This window comes from Azonexus fungiphilus, assembly GCF_003634965.1.
Classification (GTDB): Bacteria; Pseudomonadota; Gammaproteobacteria; order Burkholderiales; family Rhodocyclaceae; genus Azonexus; species Azonexus fungiphilus.
The window spans coordinates 159,813-183,660 of sequence record NZ_RBXP01000014.1 but is presented as its reverse complement, the minus strand read 5'-3'; the positions used below and the strand labels follow the sequence as shown (position 1 = coordinate 183,660).

The window sequence follows — 23,848 nt, the reverse complement described above, 5'->3', positions numbered from 1 at the left end:
TGCGGTCGACCGCAATTTCAAGAAGAAAACCATGGAGACAAACGCATCCGCCGGCCGCAGCGGCCCGCTCGCCGGCATCAAGGTCGTCGAGTTTGCCGGCATCGGCCCCGGCCCCTTCTGCGGCATGCTGCTCGCCGACATGGGCGCCGAGGTGACGCTGCTCGAGCGCGCCGGCGGCACCTTCGCCTCGCAACTGTTCGGCGGCGGCCGCAAGGCGGTGGCCAACCGCGGCAAGAAATCCCTGTGCATCGATCTGAAGAACCCCGCCGCAGGTCCGCTGGTCATGCAGTTGATCGCCGAATCCGACGTGCTGATCGAGGGTTTCCGGCCCGGCGTCATGGAACGCCTGGGCTTCGGCCCGGACGCCTGCCTGGCGGCGAATCCCCGCCTGATCTACGGGCGCATGACCGGCTGGGGCCAGGACGGCCCGCTGGCGCCGCGCGCGGGTCACGATGCCAACTACGCCGCGCTCGCCGGCGTGCTCAATGCCGGTCGCCGTCACGGCGGTGCACCGTGGGCGCCGCCGACGCTGCTCGGCGACATGGGCGGCGGCGGCCTGCTGCTCGCCTGGGGCATCGCCTGCGCGCTGTTCGAGGCACAGCGCAGCGGCCGCGGCCAGGTGATCGACGCGGCCATGTGCGAAGGCGCCGCCCTGCTCGGCCACGGCCTGTTCAACCTGCAGGCGCTGGGCGAATGGGAGGGACGTTGCGCGATCGACTCGAGCGCCCCGTTCTACGACGTCTATCAGTGCGCCGACGGCCTCTGGCTCAGCGTCTGCCCGCTCGAGCCGCAGTTCTACGCGAGCTTCCTCGAGCGCCTCGGCCTCGCCGCCGACCCCGACTTCAGCGGCGCCCAGTACGACAGCCGCCGCTGGCCGGCGATGAAGCAGCGGCTGACGACACTCTTTCACGGTCAACCTCGGATTTACTGGGAAAACCTGTTCGCCGACAGCGACGACTGCGTCTGGCCGGTACTCGGCCTCGGCGAAGCGCCGGCGCATCCGCACAATGTCGCCCGCCAGGCCTTCGTCGAAGTCGCCGGCGTCCGCCAGCCGGCCCCGGCGCCGCGCCTGTCGCGGACCCCGGCGACGATCGGATCAGCGCCGCCGCTGCTCGGCGAACACAGCCGCGAGCGACTGGCCGCGCTCGGCTTGTCGGATCAGGAAATCGACCGCCTGGCCGGACTCGGCGCGGTGACGCTGGCGGCCGGCTGAGGCCGGCTCAGGGCGTGCATGGGCCGAGCAGGTCGGCCTCGAGCTCGATCTCGAGACCACGCCGCAGCGGCTGGTCGAGGAACATGCCGCGATAGAGCCGGCCGGCATTCTCGGCCTTGCGCTGGTGCGGCGTTTCCCAGGCATCGACGCGGACGCGGACGCTGCCGACCTGTTCGTCGCGGGGCGCCTCGCCCGGCGCCAGGCAGGGCGTTGCCCGCACGTACTCGACGTACTCGGCGCGGCTGTACTGCTCGATCGTCTTGCCCGGCACCGCCGGGCATTGCTTGAGGCGACGCAGGTTGATGTCGGCGGCAACGACCTCGCCCTTCAGGTAGTAAAGCGGCTCGACCATGATCCAGCCGGCGCCGCCCTCGCGGTAGACGACACAGGTGCCGCGGTTGAGCAGCTCCGGATACTTGAACAGCAGGCCGGCCGACGGCCGCAGCACGGCTTCATCGGCGACCGCCGGCAGGACCAGCAGGCCGAGGACAAGAGCAAAAGCGCGCATCGAGAAATTCCGGATCAATAGACCCGCTTATCTTCGATCACCTTTCCATCATTCGGCAAGCCCCCCGGGGCAACAAATTGCACCTCGCCGCGCAATTTGGTGCCTTCGCGCAGGCTGTCCACAAGCCGCGCCTGCAGCCCGTCGGGAACGCCGGCAAGTTCGCAATGCAGGGTCATCCGGTCCTGGGCATCTGGGTTGTCGACGACCAGGCGCATGCGCGCGACCTCGGGGTGGCGGCGGGCGATCTCGGCGATCTGCTCGGGATGGACGAACATGCCCTTGATCTTGGTGGTCTGGTCGGCGCGCCCGAGCCAGCCGCGCAAGCGCGCGTTGGTCCGGCCGCAGGGCGAGATCCCCGGCAACAGCGCCGAGAGGTCGCCGGTGGCGAAGCGGATCAGCGGATAGTCGCCGTTGAAGGTGGTGACGACGACCTCGCCGACTTCGCCCGGCGGCACCGGGTCGCCGGTGCCGGGGCGGACGATCTCGAGCAGCAGGTCTTCCTCGACGACCATGCCGGCATCGACCTCGGTTTCGTAGGCGATGGCGCCGATGTCGGCGGTGGCGTAACACTGGCGCACGGCGATGCCGCGCTCGCCGAGCCAGGCGCGGGTGACGCCGGGCAACGCCTCGCCGGAGACCAGCGCCTTCTTCAGCGAGGAGATGTCGGCGCCGCTTTCCTCGGCCTTGTCGACGATGATCTTGAGGAAGGACGGGGTGCCGACGTAGCCGTCCGGCCGCAGGTCGACCATCGCCTGGACCTGCTGCTCGGTCTGCCCGACGCCGCCGGGAAAGACCGAGCAACCGAGCTTGCGGGCGCCGCCTTCCATGAGGAAGGCGCCGGGCGTGAAATGGTAGGAGAAGCAGTTGTGGATCAGCTCGCCGCGGCGGAAGCCGGCAGCGTAGAGAACCCGCGCCATGCGCCAGTGGTCGGCCTCGCCGCCCTGCAGTTCGTAGATCGGCCCGGGCGACGCGAAGACCCGGCGGGCCTCGCCCTTGGCCAGCGCGTTGAGGCCGCCGAACGGCGGCGTCGCCTTCTGCAGGTCGATCAGGTCGCGCTTGCGCGTCAGCGGCAGCGCCGCCAGCGCCTGGCGCGAGCCGCAGGCGGCCGGATCGATGTCGGCCAGCGCCTGCGCGTAGTAAGCGCTCGCCCGCTTGGCATGCGCCAGCTGGCTGCGCAGCTTGTCCATCAGGTCGGCCTCGCGCGCCGCCGGGTCGCGGGTCTCGAGCGGATCGTAGTAGCTCATTTCATTTTTCTCCGGTTTTCGCGGTCGACCGTCAACATCGGGTTCGATCGAGGAAGGATGTCGGAACGACAGCGCCGCCCTGTGCGACGCACTGCCGTTACGACAGCCAGCGCTTGCGGCGGCGGTAGTGCTTGACGTCCTTGAACGACTTGCGCCCGGCCGAGGAGAGGCCGAGGTAGAACTCCTTGACGTCCTCGTTGGTGCGCAGGCCCTCGGCATCGCCTTCCATGACCACGCGGCCGTTCTCGAGGATGTAGCCGAAGTCGGCGTAGCGCAGCGCGACCATGGTGTTCTGCTCGGCGAGCAGGAAGCTGACCTGTTCGCGAGCGTTGAGGTCCTTCACGATCTCGAAGATTTCCTCGACGATCTGCGGTGCCAGGCCCATCGACGGCTCGTCGAGCAGGATCATCTCCGGCTTGGCCATCAGCGCCCGGCCGATCGCGCACATCTGCTGCTCGCCGCCGGAGGTGTAGCCGGCCTGCGAGGTGCGCCGGGTCTTCAGGCGCGGGAAATAGTGGTAAACCTTGTCGAGGCTGTCGCGCAACTCGGCGCGCGAGATGTTGCGCGTGTAGGCGCCGGTCAGCAGGTTTTCCTCGATGCTCAGGTGGGCGAAGCAGTGACGCCCCTCCATGACCTGGATGACGCCACGCTTGACCAGTTCGTTCGGGCTGAGCTGGTCGATGCGCTCGCCCTTGTACTCGACCGAGCCCTTGGTGACGTCGCCGCGCTCGGCACGCAGCAGGTTGGAGATGGCTTTCAGCGTCGTCGACTTGCCGGCGCCGTTGGCCCCCAGCAGGGCAACGATCTTGCCCTTGGGGACGGCCAGCGACACGCCCTTGAGGACCAGGATCACGTGGTCGTAGATGACCTCGATGTTGTTGATGCTCAGGTAGTGGTCGACGCCGGGGCCGGCGTTTGTTTCCAGGGTCGCAGCTTGTGTATTCATGTCGTATCCCGTCACCGGCGGAGCGGCCCGGGGCAAGGGGGAAACCCCCTCGCCCGGCCACTCTCTCCCGCCTTATTTTTCCTTGCTGCAATCACGCGGCGTGATGCCCTTTTCCTTGGCGTACTGCTTGGCCGACGCCTGGAACAGCGGGTGGATCAGCGCCTTGTTGCCCTCGATCCAGCCGGACACCGGCACCCACTTGGCGCCGTCCCACTGCTGGATCTTCACCTTGCCGGAACCTTCGTGGTTGTCGCAGGAGGTCTTGATTTCCGGCAGCAGGTCGGTGGCGCCGACCTGCTTCAGGCGGGCTTCGGTGATGTTCAGGTTTTCCAGCGCCCAGCGCATCTGCTCGCCGTTGAGCGGCTTGCCCTTGCCGTACTTCTCCTGGCCCTTGCGGATCGCCTCGACCGAGAGCACGGCGGCGGAAACGCCGCGGTTGTAGAGTACCGTGCCGATCTTGCCCTTGTCCTGGAGGTTGCCCTTGCCGGCGCCGTAGACCACCTTCTCGATGTCGGCGATCACCGGCACCTGCTTGCCGGCGACGTTCCAGGTCGCGGCCATGTAGCCCTTGGCGGCATCACCGGCCGGGATCACGTCTTCCTCGGAACCGGTCCACCACGAGCCAATCATCTTGTCGCGCGGGAAGCCGACCTTCTGCGCCGCCTTCAGCGCCGTCTGGTTCATCACGCCCCAGCCCCAGAACACGACGTAGTCCGGCTTCTCCTGGCGGATCTTCAGCCACTGGGCATTCTGCTCGTTGCCCGGGTGGGCGACCGGGATCTGCACCAGCGTGAACTTGTTCAGCGAGGCCTCGGCTTCCATCGCGATGATCGCTTCCTTGCCGTAGGCCGAGTCATGGTAGAGATAGACGATCTTCTTGCCGGCCAGGTTGCCGCCGTTCTTGTCCTTGATGAACTTGACGATGGCCGAGGCCTGCATCTGGTAGGTGGTGACCAGCGGGAAGGCGTAGGGGAAGACCGAGCCGTCAACCGCGTCGGTGCGGCCGTAGCCCATCATCGCCAGCGGCAGCTTGTCCTGCGCCGACTTGTCGATCAGCGCGTAGGAAATGCCGGTGGACATCGTGTGGATCGGGCCGGCCGATTCCTTGGCCTTGCCCTTGAGGCGCTCGTAGCACTCGACGCCCTTGGCATTGTTGTACTCGGTCTCGCACTCTTCCCAGGTCAGGTTGACGCCGTTTACGCCCTTCTCCTTCAGATTGACGTAGTTCAGGTAGTCGATGAAGCCGCCGTAGAAGGCCTGGCCGTTGGCGCCGTAGGCACCGACGCGGTAGCTCGGGATCGGGAAGAACTGGTCGGCCGCGAAGGTCTGCGGGGCGATCAGGGCCAGGGAAACCGCGGCAGCGGCAACAGCGGGCTTGAAAACCTTTTTCATGTGTATGTCTCCTCCAGTGTTACGAAAAACGGCCGGTTCTCAGTGCGGGAACGGCCACAGGCGCAGCTTCTCCTTGGCGATCTGCCACAGACGGGCCAACCCGTGCGGCTCGACGATCAGGAAGAACATGATCAGCGCACCGAACACCATGATCTGGATGTGCGAGACGGTGGCGCTGGAAAAGGGCAGGCCGAACAGGCCGGCGAAGAAAGGCAGCAGGATGTCGAGGAAGATCGGCAGCAGCAGGATGAAGGCGGCGCCGAGGAAGGAACCGAGGATCGAGCCGACACCGCCGATGATGACCATGAACAGGATGCGGAAGGACATGTCGAGCGAGAAGCCGTCCGGTTCGACCGAGCCGAGGTAGCAGTAGGCGTAGAGCGCGCCGGCGACGCCGCAGTAGAAGGAGCTGACGGCGAAGGCGAGCAGCTTGGTGCGCATCAGGCGGATGCCGATCACCGAGGCGGCGACGTCCATGTCGCGCACCGCCATCCAGGCCCGGCCGGTGGTCGAGCGGACCATGTTCTTGGCCGCCAGCGCAAGCAGGACGACGATCGCCAGGACCAGCAGGTACTTGTCGCGCGGCGTGTTGAAGGCGTAGCCGAGGATCTCGATGTTGTGCGCCGAGATCACCCCGGACGACGAGTTGTTCGACAGCCAGGGGAACTTGGTCAGGCACCAGACGATGAAGAACTGCGCCGCCAGCGTCGCCACCGCCAGGTAGAAGCCCTTGATGCGCAGGCTGGGCAGGCCGAACAGGATGCCGACGCCGGCCGCGGTGAGGCCGGCACAGATGAAGGAAACCAGGATCGGGATGCCTTCGACGCGCAGCTGGAAGTTGTAGGCGGCGTAGGCGCCGACCGCCATAAAGGCGGCGGTGCCGAGCGACAGCTGGCCGGCGTAGCCGGTCAGGATGTTGAGCCCGAGCGCAGCCAGCGAGAAGATCAGGAAGGGAATCAGGATCGCCGAGAACCAGTATTCGCTGGCGAACATCGGCACCCCGAGGAAGGCGACGGCGAGCAGCGCGATCAGGCCGATGCGGTCCTGGCGGATCGGGAACAGCTGCTGGTCGGCGGCGTAGGTGGTCTTGAACTGACCGGCTTCACGATAGAGCATGGTTTTTCCTCTTTTTTATCGGTCGACCGTCAAACCCGGTCAATATGCTTTTCGCCGAACAGACCCTCGGGCCTGACGAGGAGGAAGAGCAGCGCGAGCACATAGGGGAACCAGCCTTCGATGCCGCCGAAGTTGCCGCCGAAGAGGTCCTGCATCACCGGCGGGATGTAGATTTCGGCAAGCTTTTCCGAGGCGCCGATGATCAGGCCGCCGACGATGGCGCCCGGCACCGAGGTGAAGCCACCGAGGATCAGCACCGGCAGTGCCTTGAGCGCCGTGAAAGTGAGCGCAAACTGCACGCCGTTGCGGGCGCCCCACATCATGCCGGCAACCAGCGCGACGAAACCGGCGACGCCCCAGACAATGGCCCAGATGTGCTGCAGCGGGATGCCGATCGACAGCGCCGCCTGGTGGTCATCGGCAACCGCGCGCAGGGCGCGGCCGATGCGGGTGTACTGGAAGAACAGCGCGAGCACGGTGACCAGCACGGCGGCGACACCGGCGGCGATCAGGTCGAACTTGGAGATGACCATGTTCCAGTTGTCGAGGATGTAAGGAATCGGCTCGTCGACGATGCCGATGTCGAGGGCGCGCGGGTCGGAGCCGAAGATCATCGGCGCCAGGCCCTCGATGAAGAAGGTCAGACCGATGGTGGCCATGAACAGCGCGATTGGCGGCTGGTTGACCAGCTTGCGCAGCACGAACTTCTCGGTGCCGATGCCGAAGGCGGTCATGATCGCGAAGGCGAGGATCACCGCCAGCCACAGCGGCGCCCCCCACTCCATGATGCCGACCACCGACAGTGCGGCGAGATAGACCATCGCCCCCTGGGCGAAGTTGAAGACGCCCGAGGCCTTGTAGATGAGCACGAAGCCGAGCGCCACCAGCGCGTACATGACGCCCGAGAGCAACCCGCCGATCAGGACTTCGAAGAAAAATTCCATGGCTTACCCCCGGAACGTGGCGGTGTGACGGCGGCGGCCGGCGTGCGAGCGGGCAGCGACCCAGAGCAGGATCGACAGCAATGTCGCGGCGAATACGAATTCCATGCGTGTCTCCTCAGTGACCGGCGCCGAGATAGGCCTTGATCACGTCTTCGTTGTTCTTGACCTCGTCGGGGACGCCGTCGCCGATCTTCTTGCCGTAGTCGAGGACGACGACGCGGTCGGAGATGTCCATGACGACGCCCATGTCGTGCTCGATGAGGACGATGGTGGTGCCGAACTGATCGTTCACATCGAGGATGAAGCGGCACATGTCCTGCTTTTCCTCGACGTTCATGCCGGCCATCGGCTCGTCGAGGAGCAGCATCGACGGCTCGGCGGCGAGCGCCCGGCCGAGTTCGACGCGCTTCTGCAGGCCGTAGGGCAGGCGGCCGACCGGCGTCTTGCGGATGTGCTGAATTTCCAGGAAATCGATCACCTCCTCGACCTTCTTGCGGTGTTCCAGCTCCTCGTTCTTGGCCCGGCCGAACCACAGCGCGTGCTCGAGGAAGGTCGATTTCATCTTGGTGATGCGCCCGGTCATGATGTTGTCGAGCACGCTCATGCCCTTGAACAGCGCGATGTTCTGGAAGGTGCGGGCGATGTTCTGCTGGGCCGCCATGTGCGGCTCCATCTTCTTGCGCTCGCTGCCGCGCCAGAAGACCTTGCCTTCCTGCGGGTGGTAGACGCCGTTGATGACGTTGAGCATCGAGCTCTTGCCGGCGCCGTTCGGGCCGATGATGGCGCGGATCTCGTGTTCGCGGACGTCGAAGGAGATGTCGGTGAGCGCCTTGACGCCACCGAAGCGCAGGGAGATGTTCTGCAGGTCGAGAATGACGTCGCCGATTTTCTTGCTCATGTTCAGGCGGCCTTTCTGACGATGGGGAAGGTCTTGCAGTCGACGATGCGCAGGTCGGCGGACACCTTGCCGCGACGACCGTCCTCGAACTTGACCTCGGTTTCGATGAATTGCGACGACAGGCCGCCGTAGAGCGCGTCGATCAGCAGCTTGTACTTCTCGGAGACGAAGTTGCGGCGGACCTTGCGCGTGCGCGTCAGCTCGTCGTCGTCGGGATCGAGTTCCTTGTGCAGGATCAGGAAGCGGTGCACCTGCGAATCGGCCATCATCGTGTCGCTGGCCAGCGTCGCGTTGACCTCTTCCAGGCAGGTCTTGATCAGTTCATAGACCTCGGCCTTGCCGGCCAGGTCGGTGTAGCCGGAATAGGCGATGCCGCGGCGCTCGGCCCAGTTGCCGACGGCGCCGACATCGATGTTGATGAAGGCGGTGACCATGTCGCGGTTGGCGCCGAAGCAGACGGCCTCCTTGACGTACTGGAAGAACTTCAGCTTGTTCTCGATGTAGTTGGGCGCGAACATCGCCCCGCTGGACAGCTTGCCGACATCCTTGGCCCGGTCGATGATCTTCAGGTGCCCGTCCTCGTCGAGGAAGCCGGCGTCGCCGGTCATGAACCAGCCGTCGGCGTTGATCGTCTCGGCGGTGGCATCCGGGCGCTTGTAGTATTCCTTGAGCAGCATCGGTCCCTTGACCAGCACTTCGCCGTTGTCGGCGATCTTGATCTCGACGCCGGGCGCCGGCTGGCCGACCGAGTCGAACTTGATCGCGCCGTCGGGCTGCAGGCAGACGTAGGCGCAGGTTTCGGTCTGGCCGTAGAACTGCTTCAGGTTGATGCCGATCGAGCGGTAGAACTTGAACAGCTCGGGACCGATCGCCGCGCCGGCGGTGTAGGCGACGCGCACCCGGCTGAGGCCGAGGACGTTGCGCAGCGGCCCGTAGACCAGCAGGTTGCCGAGCGCGTACTGCAGGCGGTCCACGGTCGACACCGGTTTTTTGTCCAGAATGTCGGCGCCGCAACGCTTGGCCACCGCCATGAAGTGGTGGAACATCTTCTGCTTGAGCTTGCCGGCGTCTTCCATGCGGATCATCACCGAAGTCAGCAGGCTCTCGAAGACGCGCGGCGGCGCGAAGTAATAGGTCGGCCCGATCTCGCGCAGGTCGGTCATCACCGTGTCGCCGGATTCCGGGCAGTTGATGGTGAAGCCGGCGACCATCGCCTGGGCGAAGGAAAACAGGTGATCGCCGACCCAGGCCATCGGCAGGTAGGAGAGGATGTCGCCGTCGGCGCTCATCCGATCCACCTCGATGCCGCCGCGGGCGGCGGCGATGAAGGCGGCGTGCGTCTGGCAGACGCCCTTGGGCTTGCCGGTGGTGCCCGAGGTGTAGAGCATCACCGAGGTGTCGTCGAAATGCCCCTGGGCGATCTCGGCGTCGAGGAAATCCGGGTGGTTGCGGTCGTGGATGCGGCCCATTTCCATCAACTCGTGGATGTCGTGGAGGAAGGGCTGGTTGTAGTGGCGCATGCCGCGCGGGTCGTCATAGACGATGTGCTCGAGGGTGCTCACCTGGTCGCGCACCTCGAGCATCTTGTCAACCTGTTCCTGGTCCTCGACGACGACGAAGCGGACGCCGGCATCCTGGAGCACGAACAGCATCTCGGCCGCCACCGCGTCCTGGTAGAGCGGCACCGGCACGCCGCCGAGACACTGGGCGGCGGTCATCATCATGTACAGGTGCGGCCGGTTGTCGCCGATGATCGCCAGGTTGTCGCCGCGCTTGAAGCCGAGCGCAGCGAGACCGCAAGCCAGCGCGCGGACGCGCTCGGCGACATCGGCCCAGCTCCAGGTCTGCCAGATGCCGAGGTACTTCTCACGCATCGCCGGCGCATCCGGGCGGATCGCGGCGTGATGCATCAACAGGCGCGGGAAGGTATGCAAACCATCCGGCGCGGCGTACTTCGCCTGCGTGGGCATAAATTGTCTCCTCCGCCGCGACTCATTGTTCGCGGTCTGAATGTCGTTCGAACCATTTGGCGCCTGCCGCCTTACACCAAGCTTGCAGCGGGGATACGACCGATGGTGCGATGCAGTCTATGTTCCCTGAACAAAAGGGAATGTCATCCTGCAGACAATGTCGGAGAAAACTTCGATAAATATTTCTGCCGGCGGAGCAGCGGAACCGCGAGGCCCCGCCGGATAACTCAGGCCGCTGGATTAGCGCCGATCTCCTGGCGAACAACATCAACCAGGCCATTGAGATCGCCACCCTTCATGCCAATCTCGCCAAGCACGGCATCAAGTATCGGCTGCTGAGCCCGATAAGTCAGGGCCGCCGCCACTGCTTGCTCGGCCAGGTTGCCGCCAACGGCCGGGGCACCAGTGCCGGTTCCATTGCCTCGGTTTAATCCGTCGACCTGGACAATCTTGATGCCGTCAATCTTCTCGATCGGCTTGACCGAGGCTTCAATGATTCCCGGCAGGACCTCGAGCAGCTTCATCTTGATTTGCATCGCGATCTGGTCGGTCGCCAGCGTGTTCAAGGCGGCATTACGCAACTCGATCCCGTTGGCGTCCACCTGATACTGAACCTGCTGAGCCTCGGCCTTGATCTTGGTAGCCTCTGCCAGATTCTCGGCAGCATCCTTCTCGGCTTCCGCCGAAACACGAATTCCGATCGCCTGCTGCTGCGCTTCTCGCTCAGCTTCAACCAGGGCAATCTGCTTCTCACGCTCGGCAATCGCCACTTCGCGCGCGGTCTTCACCTGCTCCTCGGCACGGGCGGCAAGAGCACGAGCCTCATTGGCCTGTTTCTCGGCCTCGGACTGCGCCTTGGATTTCTCGGCAATGGAGATCAGCTTGTCCTGGTCGGCCAGGGTGGTGCGCTTTTCCTGGTCGATCTTGGCCACCTGCACCTCGCGGTCGGCTTCAATCTGGCGCTGGCGGATGGCGCGGTTCTTTTCGACCTCGGCTTCCTGCACCTGCCGTTCGGCGTCGATCTTGGCCTGCTGCGCCTCGCGTTCGCGCTGGGCGGTGATGCTCGCCACCTCGGCGGTCTGCTGTGCCTGGCGGGTGGCAACTTCCTGTTGCTGCTGCAGGGTGGCGAAGGTCTGGTCCTTCTCGATGGTCAGCTTGAGCTGGGTCGCCTCGAAATTCTTCTGGGCGATGGCCACGGCCGTGTCCTGCTCGATTTCGTTACGCTCCCTGGCGCGCTGTTGCGTCTGCTGCGTCAGCTTGGTCAGACCTTCGGCGTCGAAGGCGTTCTGGGCGTTGAAGAAGCTGATCGGCGTCTGGTCGAGGCGGGTCAGGCTGACCGATTCAAGCTCCAGGCCGTTCTTCAGCAGGTCTTCCGAGACGGCGTTCTGCACTGCCTGGATGAAGTCGGCGCGCTTGTCGAGCAACTGGTGCATGCTCATCGACACCGCCGCCGCACGCAGGGCATCGACGAACTTGTCTTCGACCAGTTCCTTCAGCGAATCCGGGTGCATGGTGCGCTGGCCGAGGGTCTGCGCCGCGTTGGCGACGCCCTCGACGCTGGGGATGACACGCACGAAGAAGGCGGCGACGGCATCGACGCGCAGGCGGTCGAGGGTGATCAGGCTGTCGGCGCCGGCGCGCGACACCTCCAGCTTGAGCGTGTTCATGTTGATATTCACGCACTCGTGGAAGACCGGCAGCACGATGGCGCCGCCGTCCATCACCACTTTCTGGCCGCCGAGGCCGGTGCGCACGAAGGAAAGCTCTTTTGACGAACGCCTGTAGAGACGCGAAAAAACAAGACCAATAACGAGCAGCCCAACGAGCAGGATGCCCGCAAAAAGTCCGATATCGAGCAGTTGTTCCATGGTGGTTTTATTCTCCCTGATTGATTGTTAGAGCAGATCCGGACGCGGGTTCGGAATGGCGTGAAAACGCGTGCCCGATATCTGGCTGATCAACAGAACAGCGTCACCGCTAACGAATTTCAGCCCTTCGCTATCCGGTTCAACATGTATGTAAAAAGTCTGCCCCGACTCGTTGCGCGTCCGTGCCTGAGCCGGATAGCCAAGACTCGCGGTGCCATTGACAACGATTGCGATGCGCCCGACCAGACTGGACAGAGGAACAGCACTGGTCTCATCTGTCGGCACAAACCGTGCGACAGTCGCAGCGGTCGCACGCACCACCGGTAGAGCACCAAGGAAGGCAACCGGCACACTCAACAACGGCGATGGATAAAACCCGAGCAAACCATGCGCGACAGCTTCACAGGCTAGGCCAATGATGGAAAACACTGTCAGGAAAAGGACCAGCAGCACCAGTAAAGGCACTTTGCCGACGTGCAGCCAGCCGAGCCAGCTTTCCGAAACAGCGTCCAGCGTATCCGGCAACTGCTGCTCCATCCACGCAGATAGACTGACCCCGGCTAGCAGACCGGCTCCTTCGATAACGCCAATAGCCAGCAAGAGCAAAACTGCAACAGCGAATGGCCACGATTCTTGAGCAAGCAGCAGTTCCACGACAGTCCCTTCAGTCGATCTTTCCGTTGCGCCCGGCCTTGAGCGCGGCCAAACGCTCGGCAACCCGGTTGTTGCGTTGCATTTCAGCGAGTTCACGCAGCTTGGCCGTATCTCCGGCGCTTCCGCCAATCAGCCCCGCAGCTCCCGTATGGCGGGAAACGATCTTGCCAAAGCTTGCTTCTGCTTCCTCTACCCGACTCTGCCTGCTGCTGCCTGGCATTGCGCCCGGCGCTGCGTCGAGGTTTTCCTGGCTGCGCCGGAAATCTTCGAGCGTCTGCTCGAGTTCACGCTTCTTGGCTTGCAATGCAACCAGATAGCTTTCGTATTCACGCCCTTGCTCGCTTTGTTCATCCAGCGATTTTTTCAACACTGGCAGTAGATCTTCAATGTCCGCCTGACGGGCAATCGCAGCACTGGCAAGATCGTCCCGGTTTGAATTGAGCGCCAGATCGACCTGTTCAGCCAGTGACTCGTGCTCTGCATTGAGTCTTGCAATCCGCCCCAGCACCAGATGTTTGGCAGCTTCGCACTTGCCGAGATCCGTCCTGACCTCACCTGCGACTTGCTCAATTTCGCGGATCGCCTGATTCATGACGGCCTCCGGGGCCAGGTTTTCGGCCTTGTCGAGCAGGGCATGCGTACCACCGACGATGATGCGCGAAACGCGCGATGCAACTGTTTCAGCCATGGTTCGTTTCCTTCCCTTTTCTACTTGAAATGATCTCTGCAAGCTCGATGATATCCGGCAAATGCCGATCATATACACCAGAAGCATAAACCGCAGGATTTGAGACGATTGCCCCTTTGAGCAGCGAAGCAAACAACCGGAAGCAGCGCTGGGCGACCAATGCCTCAGTGGCACCTGCCGCCCCCTCTTGCGCAGGACGGCCGGCAACGAGCAATGCCATGATCCCCGGCAACTGTTCGGCAACGGCCGCCAGCAAATCGGAATGCATCTGCCGTTCGCGCTCGACAACCCCCATCTCGTCGATGAAGGGCTGTACCAGTTGACGCATTCTGGCTGCGCAGCGCTCAGGATCGTTCAACCCCTGCTGCTGCTCGCGAGCCTGCTGCAACAAACTGCGCAATTTCTCGCTCGGGGTCCGCACATTGCCGTCAGACTGCATCAGCAGCCACTGAAAGTCCTCATCCGGGATACGGATTGACAAGGTTTGCATCTGTGCCACGCACACCTCCGATTACAACAATAACAAAACGCATACATTTGCATACAAATGCTATTCGGGTCGCACAAGGAAGTCAAGCGACACTCTGCAAATATGCACACTCGCCGCAACCAGCGACATGAGAATTTTGCGGGCACCTCCGATACACACCGCCTATAATCGCGACTCGGCAGACCATACGGAAACAAGCATTGAAAAACGCTGAGGAACTGCTGCGTACCTCGCAATGGGGACAGACGCTGAGCGAGGAGGAGATGCAGCGGGCGCTGGCCGGCACGGTCGAGCGCAGTTTTGCGGCGGGCGCCTTCATCTGCATGAAGGGGGAGCCGGTGACCCACTGGATGGGCATCATCGACGGCCTGGGCAAGATGGCCAGCCACTGGACCACCGGCAAGACCACCTCGCTGACCGGCATCAGCAGCGGCGGCTGGTTCGGTGAAGGCTCGCTGCTCAAGGAGGAGACGCGGCGCTACGACGTCATGGCGATCCGCGACACCCGCGTCGCCTTCATGAACCGGGCGACCTTCCTGTGGCTGCTCGACCACAGCATTCCCTTCAACCGCTACATGATCGCCCAGCTCAACGAGCGTCTCGGCCAGTTCATCGGGATGATGGAGAACGAGCGCCTGCTCGACATCGACACGCGCATCGCCCGTGTCCTGGCGGCGCTGTTCAACCCGGTGCTCTACCCGGGGACCAACCGGCTGCTGCAGATTTCCCAGGAGGAGCTCGGCTACCTCGCCGGGGTTTCCCGGCAGCGCGCCAACCAGGGGCTCAAGGTGCTCGAGGAGGCCGGCCTGGTGCGCAGCGAGTACGGCGGCATCCACGTCATCGACCTCGACGGCCTGCGCGGTTTCGGCGACTGAAATTTCACGGTCGACGGCCGTCGACCGTGAAATTCCGGATCACTTCACATAACCCCAGCCGCGCAGCCGGCTGTAGGCGTATTCGGCAGCCTTGCCCTGGCGGTTGCGATTGAGATAGGCCGAATACTGGCGCGCCGCTTCCTGGCGCCGGCCCATGCCCTCGAGGGCGACGCCCTTGAGGAAGCCGACGCCGGCATCGCCGGGCAGCAGCCGGTCGTACTGGTCGAGCCCGGCGTAGGCAGCGCCCGGGTCCTTGAGGCCAAGCGCGAGGACACCGGCCAGCTTGTGCGCCTGGGCTTCCTGCGGATAGATCTGCTTGGCCGTCTCGGCGTAGGCCAGCGCCTCGCGGTCGCGGTCCTGGGCCTGCAGGCACTGCGCCATCAGCAGGTTGGCGGCGTAGTCGCGCGACGTCTTCTGGAGCGCGTTGCGGAACTCGCCCTCGGCCCTGGCGTACTGCTTGCCGGCCATCGCCACCTCGCCCTTCTGGCAGGCGCTGATCGTCGGCTTGATCCGGCGCAGCGCGGCGGTGCTGTCCATGAAGCGCTCGCGGCCCGGATCGCGCTTCAGGCTGGCGGCGTACTTGCTCTCGGCCAGCCGGCGCGCGGTATCGCGCCGCTCGCTGTTCATCGGATGGCTGGAGAACATCGTCTGCAGCAGCCCCGGCGTTTCCTTCTGCTGGTCGACCAGCAACTGGTGCAGCGCGGTCATGCCGCTCGCCGGATAGCCGGCGCGGACCATGTATTCCTGGCCGAGCGCATCGGCCTCGCGTTCGTTGTCGCGCGAGTAGCTCGAGAGCAGTGCGCTGGCGCCGAGCTGGCTGCCGATCGCCACCAGCCCGCCCCACTCGCTGCTCGAGGCGGCGATGCTGGCGCCGGCCGCGGCGATCTGCGCGACCATCGTCTGGCCCTGGCGCTGCGCCGCATGACGGGCGTTGACGTGGCCCATCTCGTGGCCGAGCAGCGCCGCCAGTTCGGCCTCGTTCTGCAGATCGACCAGGATGCCGCGGGTGACGCCCATGGCGCCGCCCGGGAAGGTGTAGGCGTTGACGTAGTTGGCGTTGAGGACGCGGTAGGAATACGGCATCTGCGGCCGGTGCGTCAGCTTGTCGAGGCGCTCGCCGACCGAGCTGACGTAGGCGTTCACCGAGGCATCCTGGACCGGGCCGAGATCCTGCGAGAACTGCTGCGGCGCGACCTGCCGGTCGACGGCCTTTTCGTCGGCCTCGCTCATGCCGACCAGGATCGACTGGCCGCCGACCGGCGACTGAGCGCAGCCGGACAGCGCCGCGGCGCCGAACAGCCAGAGCACGTCGCGGCGGCTCAGGCGGTTGTGGTGAAGACGGTGGGCGAACCGGGCGTGATCCGACATGTCGGTGACTCCAAATATATTTTTGGTGTTTTTGCCGCTTATGCAAGAATACCCATTGCATTCAGCCTGCTTTAATTCTAAGGCTAATAATCGAGCCGCACGCCAGATTCGCCAACGCCAAAATCCGGGGGGAAAAATGACCATCGCCAAACGCCTGATGATCCTCATCGCCATCGCCGTCACAGGGCTGCTGATCGTCGCCGCAGCAGGTTTCAGCCAGATGCAGAAGATCGAGGAAGAATTGCTCGCCGTCAACGACAACACCATTCCCAGCATCCTCACGCTCGAGGAAGCCAGCCGCAACTTCCTGCGCCTGCGCACCCGCGTCCTCAACCACATCCTGACCACCGACCCGGCCAAGATGCGCGAGCACGAGGAAAAGCTCGCCGAATACCGGCGCGACATCCAGCAGCACCTCGACGACTACAAGAAACTGCTCAGCGACGACGAGGACCGCCGCCTGCTCGAGGCAGAGCAGCAGGCGCTGAGCAGCTATTTTGCCGAGATGGAGAAAGTCATCGCCGCCTCAGCCGCCAACCGCAACGACGAAGCCCGCGACCTGGCCGGTGCGGTTCTGGCCAAGCAGGCCAACGTCGTCGCCGACCTGTTCGAGAAGCACATGAAATACAACAGCGAGATGGCGGCGAAAGGCAAGGCAACGGCAGCCAGCAACTACCAGAAAGCCGAATACATGATGTTCGGCACCGTGCTGCTGATCGGCGCGCTGGTCGCCTTCATCGGCATCACCACCTTCCGCCATGTCAGCGCCTCGCTCAACGCGATGGCCGGCGAATTCGGCCGCATCGAGAACGATCTCGACTTCACCCGCCGCGTCCCGGTCAAGGGCGACGACGAAGTGGCGACCGCCGGCAAGGCCTTCAACCGCCTGCTCGACCGCCTCCAGGCCAGCCTGCGCGATGTCGGCAGCAAGGCCCAGGCCGTCTCGGAATCGGCATCGCGGGTGTCCACCGCCTCGCAGCAGATGTCGATCGCCTCGGCGCACCAGAGCGAATCGGCCTCGAGCATGGCGGCGACGATGGAGGAAATGACCGTCAGCATCAACCACGTCGCCGACCGCGCCGGCGAAGCCGACTCGGTGTCGCGCCAGTCCGGCCGCCTGGCCCAGGAAGGCACGGCGGTGATCGGCGAAGCGGTGCGCGGCATCGACAGCATCGCCGCGACGGTGCACGAAGCGGCAGCCCAGATTTCGCGGCTCGAGGAAAACAGCGAGCGGATCAGTTCGGTGGTCGCAGTGATCAAGGACATCGCCGACCAGACCAACCTGCTCGCGCTCAACGCGGCGATCGAAGCCGCGCGTGCCGGCGAGCAGGGCCGCGGCTTCGCGGTGGTCGCCGACGAAGTGCGCAAGCTGGCCGAACGGACCACGCAATCGACGCAGGAAATCGCGACGACGATCAGCGAGATGCAGAGCGGCGCGCAGAGCGCGGTCGGCAGCATCCAGGCGATGGTCGGCCGCGTCGAACAGGGCGTCGCGCTGGCCCAGCAGGCCAACACCTCGATCCAGGACATCGGCGCGAGCTCGGGCGAGGCCGTCGAAATGGTCGCCGACATCTCCGAGGCGATCCGCGAACAGAGCGCGGCCAGCACCACGCTCGCTCAGGAAGTCGAGAAGATCGCCCAGATGTCGGAGGAGAACAGCGCCGCCGCCAACGCCACTTCGGCCAGCGCCGACGAGCTGGCCGGGCTGTCGGAGGCGATGCAGCGGGTGGTCGCCCAGTACCGGATCTGACCGCCGCCGGGCGCTTCAGGCGCCCGGCAACCAGCGCAGCAAGGTGGCGTAGAGGACGTCCGGATCGACCGGTTTGCCGACGTGATCGTTCATGCCGGCAGCCAGGCAGGCCTGGCGATCCTCATCGAAGGCATTGGCGGTCATCGCCACGATCGGCAGCGCCGCCCGTCCGGGCAGGCTGCGGATCGCCCGCGTCGCCTCGACCCCGCCCATGCCCGGCATCTGCATGTCCATCAGCACCAGCGCGTAGTCGTTGACCGCGACCTTGCGCACCGCCTGGCCGCCATCCTCGGCAACATCGACGCGCAAACCGGCGATTTCCAGCAGGTCGACGGCAACCTCGCGGCTGATCGGCTCGTCCTCGACCAGCAGCACCCGCTTGCCGGCATGCATGCTGGCGATCCGGGCTTCCGGCGGCGGCACCTCGGCCGGCCCGGGATGGGTAGACACCGGCAGTGCACGGTCGACGCAGAAATGCATCCAGAAACGGCTGCCCTCGCCCGGCCGGCTATCGACACCGACCTCGCCGTCCATCATTTCGGCGAGGTGACGATTGATCGCCAGGCCAAGGCCGCTGCCGCCGTATTTTCGGGTCGTCGAACCGTCAGCCTGGACGAAGGCGGTGAACAATCGCGCCTGCTCGGCCGGCGTCAGGCCGATCCCCTGGTCCTCGACGCTCAGGCGCAGGCAGATGCGCGCGCCGACATCGGGCAGCCGCTCGAGGCTGACGCGGATTTCACCGTGCTCGGAAAACTTGATTGCGTTGCCGACGAAATTGACCAGCGCCTGCTCGATGCGCATGGCGTCGCCGAGCAGCCGCTCCGGCACCGCCGGCGACAGCTGCAGGCGCAGCGCCAGGCCTTTGGCGGCAATGCGCTCGTCGAACATGGCGCAGGCCTTGTCGAGCAGTTCGCGCGGCGAGAACTCGCCGACTTCGAGCGAGAAATGCCCGGCCTCGATCTTCGACAGGTCGAGAATGCTGTTGATGATGCCGAGCAGGTGCTGGGCAGCATCGCCGATCTTGCCCAGGCGCACGCGCCGGGCGGGATCGGCCTCGTCGCGGCGGAGCAGGTGGGTCAGCCCGATGATCGCGTTCATCGGGGTCCGGATTTCGTGGCTCATGTTCGCCAGGAAGGCGCTCTTCGCCCGGCTGGCCGCCTCGGCCGCGTCGCGGGCCTCGGCCAGCTCGGCGGTGCGCGCGCTGACCTGGTGCTCGAGCTGGCATTGCTGCGCCTCGAGCGCGGCCTCGGCCTGACGGCGGGCGGCCACGTACTCGAGGAAGAAGCGGCTGGTCCAGCGCGAGAACATCAGTGAGGCCGCGATGCCCAGCACCAGGGCGCCGAGCAGTGCCAGCAGCAGGCCTTCACGGGTAGCCTCGGCGATGTCGCCGTGGCGCTTCAGCTCCCCGTTCACCGCCGCCTGCACTTCGTCGTCGTACATGCTGACGACCAGCACCCAGCCCCAGGGCTCGACGATCCGGACCAGGGCGGTCTTGGGCACGAATTCGCCGCTGCCGCGCTGACGCCACAGGTAATTGACGAAGGCACCTTCCGGCGTCGCCGCGGCCAGTATCTTCTGCAGCGAAGCGCTCTGCTCGGCCGGCAGTTCGGCAAGCGCACGCCCTTCGATTTCCGGCAAGGCCGGCGACAGCAGGCCCTTGCCGTCACGGTCGAGCACCGCAACGTAGCCGCTGCTGCCGAAGCGCGTCGCGCGCAGGCGGGCGAGCGCCTCCTGCTGCTGGCGGACTTCCCACTGGTAAAGATAGTCGCCGGTTCCGATCAGCCAGTCATAGGGCGCGAAATGGCGGACGTAGGCCAGCTTGTCGGCCATCTCCGCAGGCGCGTCCGGACGGTACCAGCGGTAATGCGAGAAGCCTTCGCCGCGCGGCTTGCGCGCCGCCTCGATCAGGCCGCGCATGATGTAATGGCCGCGATCGTCGCGATTGTCGAGATTGGTCTGCCCTTCATATTGCGGCGCGGTCGGCAGCAGGATGAACTGGCCCTGCATGTCGTCGATGAAGTAGTAGCCGCGGCCGTCGTAGAAGCGCACCGGGCGCAGGGCTTCGACGATCAGCCGGCGGACCTCGGCCGGCGGGCGGCGCCCAGCCTCGCGGGCATGGATCGCCTCGGCAACCTGATAGGCCAGGTCAACCTGACCGACCAGGTTCTCGCGCAGGACCGCCTCGGTACGCTCGCGGGTGAATTCGATGAAGCCGACGGCGCCTTCCATTTCGGCCTGCAGGCGGTTGCGCACCTGCTGGCCGGCCAGCTGTTCGATGCGCTCGAGCGCGGCCTGAGCTTCGTGCAGGTGCTTCCAGGAAAAGTAGCCGCCGAGCCCGAGGGCGAGCAGGACGACGATCAGCAGCGTGCCGCCGAGATGGACGCGGGGAATGGTCTTTTCATTGGCGACAAGGGGCACGACGGAAGAAACCTCGACTGAATATCGCCTTGGAATCTATCACGAAAGTAATAGTCGCCGCCGAAAAAGAAGCGGCGAGGTACTTTGCCTCGCCGCCTTGTTACTCCTCCGCCCTTTCGGGTCCGGGTGCCGTTCCCCTTGCGGGGCCTGCTTACATGCTCCTGCGGTACTGGCCGCCGACTTCGTAGAGCGCCGAGCTGATCTGGCCGAGCGAGCAGCACTTGACCGCATCGACCAGCACGGCGAAGACGTTGCCGTCCTCGATCACCGTCTGCTTGAGCTTCTCCAGCATGGCCGGCGCACGGTCGGCGTTGCGCGCGTGGAAGTCGCGCAGGCGCTGGATCTGCGACTGCTTTTCCTCGTCGGTCGAACGGGCCAGCTCGATTTCCTGCTGCGCCATGCCCTTCGGGTTGAGGAAGGTGTTGACGCCGATGATCGGGTAGGAGCCGTCGTGCTTCTTGTGCTCGTAGTACATCGACTCTTCCTGGATCTTGCCGCGCTGGTAGCCGGTTTCCATGGCGCCGAGCACGCCGCCGCGCGAGGCGATGGCTTCGAATTCCTTGAGCACGGCTTCCTCGACCAGGTCGGTCAGCTCGTCGATGACGAAGGCGCCCTGGTTCGGGTTTTCGTTCTTCGACACGCCCCATTCGCGGTTGATGATGAGCTGGATGGCCATGGCGCGGCGCACGCTTTCCTCGGTCGGCGTCGTGATCGCCTCGTCGTAGGCGTTGGTGTGCAGCGAGTTGCAGTTGTCGTAGATGGCGATCAGCGCCTGCAGCGTCGTACGGATGTCGTTGAAGTCCATTTCCTGGGCGTGCAGCGAGCGGCCAGACGTCTGGATGTGGTACTTCAGCTTCTGGCTACGCTCGTTGGCACCGTACTTGTTTTTCATCGCCACCGCCCAGATGCGGCGGGCGACGCGGCCGATCACCGAATATTCCGGATCCATGCCGTTGGAGAAGAAGAAGGACAGGTTCGGGGCGAAGTCGTCGATGTGCATGCCGCGCGCCAGGTACGACTCCACGTAGGTGAAGCCATTCGAGAGCGTGAAGGCGAGCTGGCTGATCGGGTTGGCGCCGGCTTCGGCGATGTGATAGCCGGAGATCGACACCGAGTAGAAGTTCTGCACCTGGTTATGGACGAAGAACTCCTGGATGTCGCCCATCATCTTCAGTGCAAATTCGGTCGAGAAGATGCAGGTATTCTGGCCCTGGTCTTCCTTGAGGATGTCGGCCTGGACGGTGCCGCGCACGGTCTTGAGCACCCACTCGCGGATCTTCTCGGCTTCGTCCTCGGTCGGCTGGCGGCCATTCTCTTTTTCAAACTTGGCCAGTTGCTGGTCGATGGCGGTGTTGAAGAAGCAGGCCAGGATGATCGGCGCCGGGCCGTTGATCGTCATCGACACCGAGGTGGTCGGATTGACCAGGTCAAAGCCGTCGTAGAGCACCTTCATGTCGTCGAGCGTGGCGATCGAGACGCCGGAGTTGCCGATCTTGCCGTAGATGTCCGGACGCTCGTCGGGGTCGCAGCCGTACAGCGTGACCGAGTCGAAGGCGGTGGACAGCCGGTGCGCCGGCATGCCTTCGGAAACCTTCTTGAAGCGGCGGTTGGTGCGGAAGGCGTCACCTTCGCCGGCGAACATCCGGGTCGGGTCCTCGCCCTCGCGCTTGAAGGCGAAGACGCCGGCGGTATAGGGGAAGGAACCGGGCACGTTCTCCTTCATCAGGAAACGCAGGATCTCGCCGTCGTCGGTGTACTTGGGCAGGATGACCTTGCGGATCTTGGTGCCGGACAGCGATTCGGAGGTCAGCTTGGTGCGGATTTCCTTGTCGCGGATCCTGACCACGTATTCGTCGCCGCTATAGGCCTCGACGGTCTGCGGCCACATGTCGAGCAGCTTCTTCGCCTTGCCGTCCTGCTGGCTGTCCTTGAGCGCCTGCAGTTCGGAGAACTCGACGGTCGACTTGTCGCAGGCGGCAAAAATGCCCTGGGCGATGCGCAGCGACTGGCGCTCGCGGGCGATCGTCACCTGCTCGTCGACATGCTTGTGGTAACCGCGCACCGCGTCGGCGATCTCGGCCAGATAACGGACGCGGGCGGTCGGCACGATGGCGCGGCTGGCCGACGACTGGCGGACGCTGACCAGCGGCAGCGCACCAGGCTTCAGCTTCAGACCCTTGTCGGTCAGCGCCGGGACCAGCGCCTGGTAGAGCGCGGTGACGCCGTCGTCGTTGAAGCGCGCAGCCATGGTGCCGAACACCGGCATCTCCTCGGTCGGCGTCGTCCACAGCTCGCGGTTGCGCTGGTACTGCTTGCGCACGTCGCGCAGCGCGTCCTCGGCGCCCTTGCGGTCGAACTTGTTGATCGCGACGAAGTCGGCGAAGTCGAGCATGTCGATCTTCTCGAGCTGCGAGGCGGCGCCGAACTCCGGCGTCATCACATACAGCGACAGATCGACGAAAGGCACGATGGCGGCATTGCCCTGGCCGATGCCGGAGGTTTCGACGACGACCAGGTCGAAGCCGGCCAGCTTGCAGGCGGCGATGACCTCGGGCAGCGCGACGGAGATTTCGCTGCCGGTATCACGGGTGGCCAGCGAGCGCATGAAGATGGCCGGATGCTCGATCGCGTTCATGCGGATGCGGTCGCCGAGCAGGGCGCCGCCGGTGCGCTTGCGCGACGGATCGATCGAGACGATGCCGATGTTCACGCTGTCGCCCTGGTCGAGGCGGAAGCGGCGGACCAGTTCGTCGGTCAGCGACGACTTGCCGGCGCCACCGGTGCCGGTGATGCCGAGCACCGGCGTGCTCAGTTCGGCGGCAGCCTTGAGCAGCGGCTCCTTGAGCTGCGGCGCCGAACCGTTTTCGAGCAGCGTGATGACCCGCGCCAGCAGGCGGCGGTCGCCGGCGCGCAGGCCGGCCAGTACCTGTTCGGCGCCCGGCACGCCCTGCTCGGCGACGTCGTAGTCGGAGTGTTCGACAACTTCGTTGATCATCCCCTGCAAGCCCATCTGTACGCCGTCTTCCGGCGCGTAGATGCGGGTCACGCCGTAGGCGTGCAGTTCCTTGATCTCGGACGGCACGATGACGCCGCCGCCGCCGCCGAAGACCTTGATGTGCTCGCCGCCGTTGGCCTTGAGCAGGTCGATCATGTACTTGAAGAACTCGACGTGACCGCCCTGATAGCTGGTGATGCAGATGCCCTGCGCGTCCTCCTGCAGCGCCGCATTGACGATCTCCTGCACCGAGCGGTTGTGGCCGAGGTGGATGACTTCGGAACCGGTCGACTGCAGGATGCGGCGCATGATGTTGATCGATGCGTCATGGCCGTCGAAGAGCGAGGCGGCGGTGACGAAACGGACCTTGTTTTTCGGCTTGTAGGGAACGAGTTTCTTGGCGACGGAAAGATCGGTCATGACATCGGCCTCGCTGGAAATGACGGGAAGGCGCTCATGGTAGGCCGCTTTCGCCACCCGGCCATTGTCGTGACTGACGACAATCGTGCAA

18 protein-coding genes are annotated in these 23,848 nt (G+C 64.7%); 3 read left to right on the top strand and 15 right to left on the bottom strand.

What is annotated here, in order from left to right; translation table 11 throughout:
* Nucleotides 1–31 precede the first annotated feature (31 nt).
* Complete coding sequence (locus DFR40_RS08400) at nucleotides 32–1,213, top strand: CaiB/BaiF CoA transferase family protein (protein ID WP_121458250.1); 1,182 nt, start codon at nucleotides 32–34, stop codon at nucleotides 1,211–1,213.
* 7 nt (nucleotides 1,214–1,220) lie between these two features.
* Here the strand turns inward: DFR40_RS08400 and DFR40_RS08395 are convergent, their stop codons facing one another.
* From DFR40_RS08395 to DFR40_RS16960, 12 genes are all read right to left on the bottom strand, one after another.
* Entirely contained in the window at nucleotides 1,221–1,721 is a 501-nt protein-coding gene (locus DFR40_RS08395) for a hypothetical protein (RefSeq protein ID WP_121458040.1), read from the bottom strand.
* A 14-nt stretch (nucleotides 1,722–1,735) separates the two neighbouring features.
* Nucleotides 1,736–2,965 (bottom strand): phenylacetate--CoA ligase family protein, encoded by a 1,230-nt coding sequence (locus DFR40_RS08390; RefSeq protein WP_121458039.1) that lies wholly within the window; start codon nucleotides 2,963–2,965, stop codon nucleotides 1,736–1,738.
* A 97-nt stretch (nucleotides 2,966–3,062) separates the two neighbouring features.
* Nucleotides 3,063–3,911 (bottom strand): ABC transporter ATP-binding protein, encoded by an 849-nt coding sequence (locus tag DFR40_RS08385; protein ID WP_121458038.1) that lies wholly within the window; start codon nucleotides 3,909–3,911, stop codon nucleotides 3,063–3,065.
* A gap of 72 nt (nucleotides 3,912–3,983) precedes the next feature.
* Entirely contained in the window at nucleotides 3,984–5,303 is a 1,320-nt protein-coding gene (locus DFR40_RS08380) for an ABC transporter substrate-binding protein (protein WP_121458037.1), read from the bottom strand.
* A 39-nt stretch (nucleotides 5,304–5,342) separates the two neighbouring features.
* Nucleotides 5,343–6,419 (bottom strand): branched-chain amino acid ABC transporter permease, encoded by a 1,077-nt coding sequence (locus tag DFR40_RS08375; RefSeq protein WP_121458036.1) that lies wholly within the window; start codon nucleotides 6,417–6,419, stop codon nucleotides 5,343–5,345.
* Nucleotides 6,420–6,448: 29 nt separating this feature from the next.
* Nucleotides 6,449–7,363 carry a branched-chain amino acid ABC transporter permease gene (locus tag DFR40_RS08370; protein WP_121458035.1) on the bottom strand — a complete coding sequence of 305 codons (915 nt, stop codon included), beginning with the start codon at nucleotides 7,361–7,363 and terminating at the stop codon, nucleotides 6,449–6,451.
* A 115-nt stretch (nucleotides 7,364–7,478) separates the two neighbouring features.
* Nucleotides 7,479–8,261, bottom strand: coding sequence for an ABC transporter ATP-binding protein (locus DFR40_RS08365; protein WP_121458034.1), 783 nt, complete (start codon nucleotides 8,259–8,261; stop codon nucleotides 7,479–7,481).
* 2 nt (nucleotides 8,262–8,263) lie between these two features.
* The gene (locus DFR40_RS08360) at nucleotides 8,264–10,231 is read right to left on the bottom strand and encodes an AMP-dependent synthetase/ligase (protein WP_121458033.1); all 1,968 of its coding nucleotides are present in this window, start codon (nucleotides 10,229–10,231) and stop codon (nucleotides 8,264–8,266) included.
* 227 nt (nucleotides 10,232–10,458) lie between these two features.
* A complete protein-coding gene (locus tag DFR40_RS08355; RefSeq protein WP_121458032.1) occupies nucleotides 10,459–12,099 on the bottom strand; it encodes a flotillin family protein in 1,641 nt (546 codons plus the stop codon).
* Between the two features lie 27 nt (nucleotides 12,100–12,126).
* Entirely contained in the window at nucleotides 12,127–12,753 is a 627-nt protein-coding gene (locus DFR40_RS08350; RefSeq protein WP_170160184.1) for an OB-fold-containig protein, read from the bottom strand.
* A 10-nt stretch (nucleotides 12,754–12,763) separates the two neighbouring features.
* The gene (locus tag DFR40_RS08345; protein ID WP_170160183.1) at nucleotides 12,764–13,441 is read right to left on the bottom strand and encodes a PspA/IM30 family protein; all 678 of its coding nucleotides are present in this window, start codon (nucleotides 13,439–13,441) and stop codon (nucleotides 12,764–12,766) included.
* Nucleotides 13,434–13,940 carry a hypothetical protein gene (locus DFR40_RS16960; protein WP_147431301.1) on the bottom strand — a complete coding sequence of 169 codons (507 nt, stop codon included), beginning with the start codon at nucleotides 13,938–13,940 and terminating at the stop codon, nucleotides 13,434–13,436. Before DFR40_RS16960 ends, DFR40_RS08345 begins: the two co-directional genes overlap by 8 nt.
* 191 nt (nucleotides 13,941–14,131) lie before the next feature.
* Between DFR40_RS16960 and DFR40_RS08335 the strand changes: the two genes are divergently transcribed.
* A complete protein-coding gene (locus DFR40_RS08335) occupies nucleotides 14,132–14,806 on the top strand; it encodes a Crp/Fnr family transcriptional regulator (protein ID WP_121458028.1) in 675 nt (224 codons plus the stop codon).
* Nucleotides 14,807–14,845: 39 nt separating this feature from the next.
* Here the strand turns inward: DFR40_RS08335 and DFR40_RS08330 are convergent, their stop codons facing one another.
* Complete coding sequence (locus DFR40_RS08330) at nucleotides 14,846–16,174, bottom strand: M48 family metalloprotease (RefSeq protein WP_121458027.1); 1,329 nt, start codon at nucleotides 16,172–16,174, stop codon at nucleotides 14,846–14,848.
* A 136-nt stretch (nucleotides 16,175–16,310) separates the two neighbouring features.
* On the opposite strand from DFR40_RS08330, the gene DFR40_RS08325 reads away from it, so the two are divergent.
* The gene (locus DFR40_RS08325) at nucleotides 16,311–17,924 is read left to right on the top strand and encodes a methyl-accepting chemotaxis protein (RefSeq protein ID WP_121458026.1); all 1,614 of its coding nucleotides are present in this window, start codon (nucleotides 16,311–16,313) and stop codon (nucleotides 17,922–17,924) included.
* Nucleotides 17,925–17,939: 15 nt separating this feature from the next.
* Here DFR40_RS08325 and DFR40_RS08320 read toward each other — a convergent pair whose 3' ends face one another.
* Nucleotides 17,940–20,342: a cache domain-containing protein gene (locus DFR40_RS08320; protein ID WP_121458025.1), complete on the bottom strand. Its 2,403-nt coding sequence runs from the start codon at nucleotides 20,340–20,342 to the stop codon at nucleotides 17,940–17,942.
* Between the two features lie 151 nt (nucleotides 20,343–20,493).
* A complete protein-coding gene (gene icmF, locus DFR40_RS08315) occupies nucleotides 20,494–23,757 on the bottom strand; it encodes a fused isobutyryl-CoA mutase/GTPase IcmF (RefSeq protein ID WP_121458249.1) in 3,264 nt (1,087 codons plus the stop codon).
* Nucleotides 23,758–23,848 lie beyond the last annotated feature (91 nt).

What these genes read in the sequence shown, in the direction of transcription:
- DFR40_RS08395 (WP_121458040.1), bottom strand. Translation starts at nt 1,721, where the DNA reads ATGCGCGCTTTTGCTCTTGTCCTCGGCCTGCTGGTCCTGCCGGCGGTC.
- DFR40_RS08360 (WP_121458033.1), bottom strand. Translation starts at nt 10,231, where the DNA reads ATGCCCACGCAGGCGAAGTACGCCGCGCCGGATGGTTTGCATACCTTC.
- DFR40_RS08390 (WP_121458039.1), bottom strand. Translation starts at nt 2,965, where the DNA reads ATGAGCTACTACGATCCGCTCGAGACCCGCGACCCGGCGGCGCGCGAG.
- DFR40_RS08365 (WP_121458034.1), bottom strand. Translation starts at nt 8,261, where the DNA reads ATGAGCAAGAAAATCGGCGACGTCATTCTCGACCTGCAGAACATCTCC.
- DFR40_RS08385 (WP_121458038.1), bottom strand. Translation starts at nt 3,911, where the DNA reads ATGAATACACAAGCTGCGACCCTGGAAACAAACGCCGGCCCCGGCGTC.
- icmF (WP_121458249.1), bottom strand. Translation starts at nt 23,757, where the DNA reads ATGACCGATCTTTCCGTCGCCAAGAAACTCGTTCCCTACAAGCCGAAA.
- DFR40_RS08355 (WP_121458032.1), bottom strand. Translation starts at nt 12,099, where the DNA reads ATGGAACAACTGCTCGATATCGGACTTTTTGCGGGCATCCTGCTCGTT.
- DFR40_RS08345 (WP_170160183.1), bottom strand. Translation starts at nt 13,441, where the DNA reads ATGGCTGAAACAGTTGCATCGCGCGTTTCGCGCATCATCGTCGGTGGT.
- DFR40_RS08330 (WP_121458027.1), bottom strand. Translation starts at nt 16,174, where the DNA reads ATGTCGGATCACGCCCGGTTCGCCCACCGTCTTCACCACAACCGCCTG.
- DFR40_RS08400 (WP_121458250.1), top strand. Translation starts at nt 32, where the DNA reads ATGGAGACAAACGCATCCGCCGGCCGCAGCGGCCCGCTCGCCGGCATC.
- DFR40_RS08375 (WP_121458036.1), bottom strand. Translation starts at nt 6,419, where the DNA reads ATGCTCTATCGTGAAGCCGGTCAGTTCAAGACCACCTACGCCGCCGAC.
- DFR40_RS08380 (WP_121458037.1), bottom strand. Translation starts at nt 5,303, where the DNA reads ATGAAAAAGGTTTTCAAGCCCGCTGTTGCCGCTGCCGCGGTTTCCCTG.
- DFR40_RS08370 (WP_121458035.1), bottom strand. Translation starts at nt 7,363, where the DNA reads ATGGAATTTTTCTTCGAAGTCCTGATCGGCGGGTTGCTCTCGGGCGTC.
- DFR40_RS08325 (WP_121458026.1), top strand. Translation starts at nt 16,311, where the DNA reads ATGACCATCGCCAAACGCCTGATGATCCTCATCGCCATCGCCGTCACA.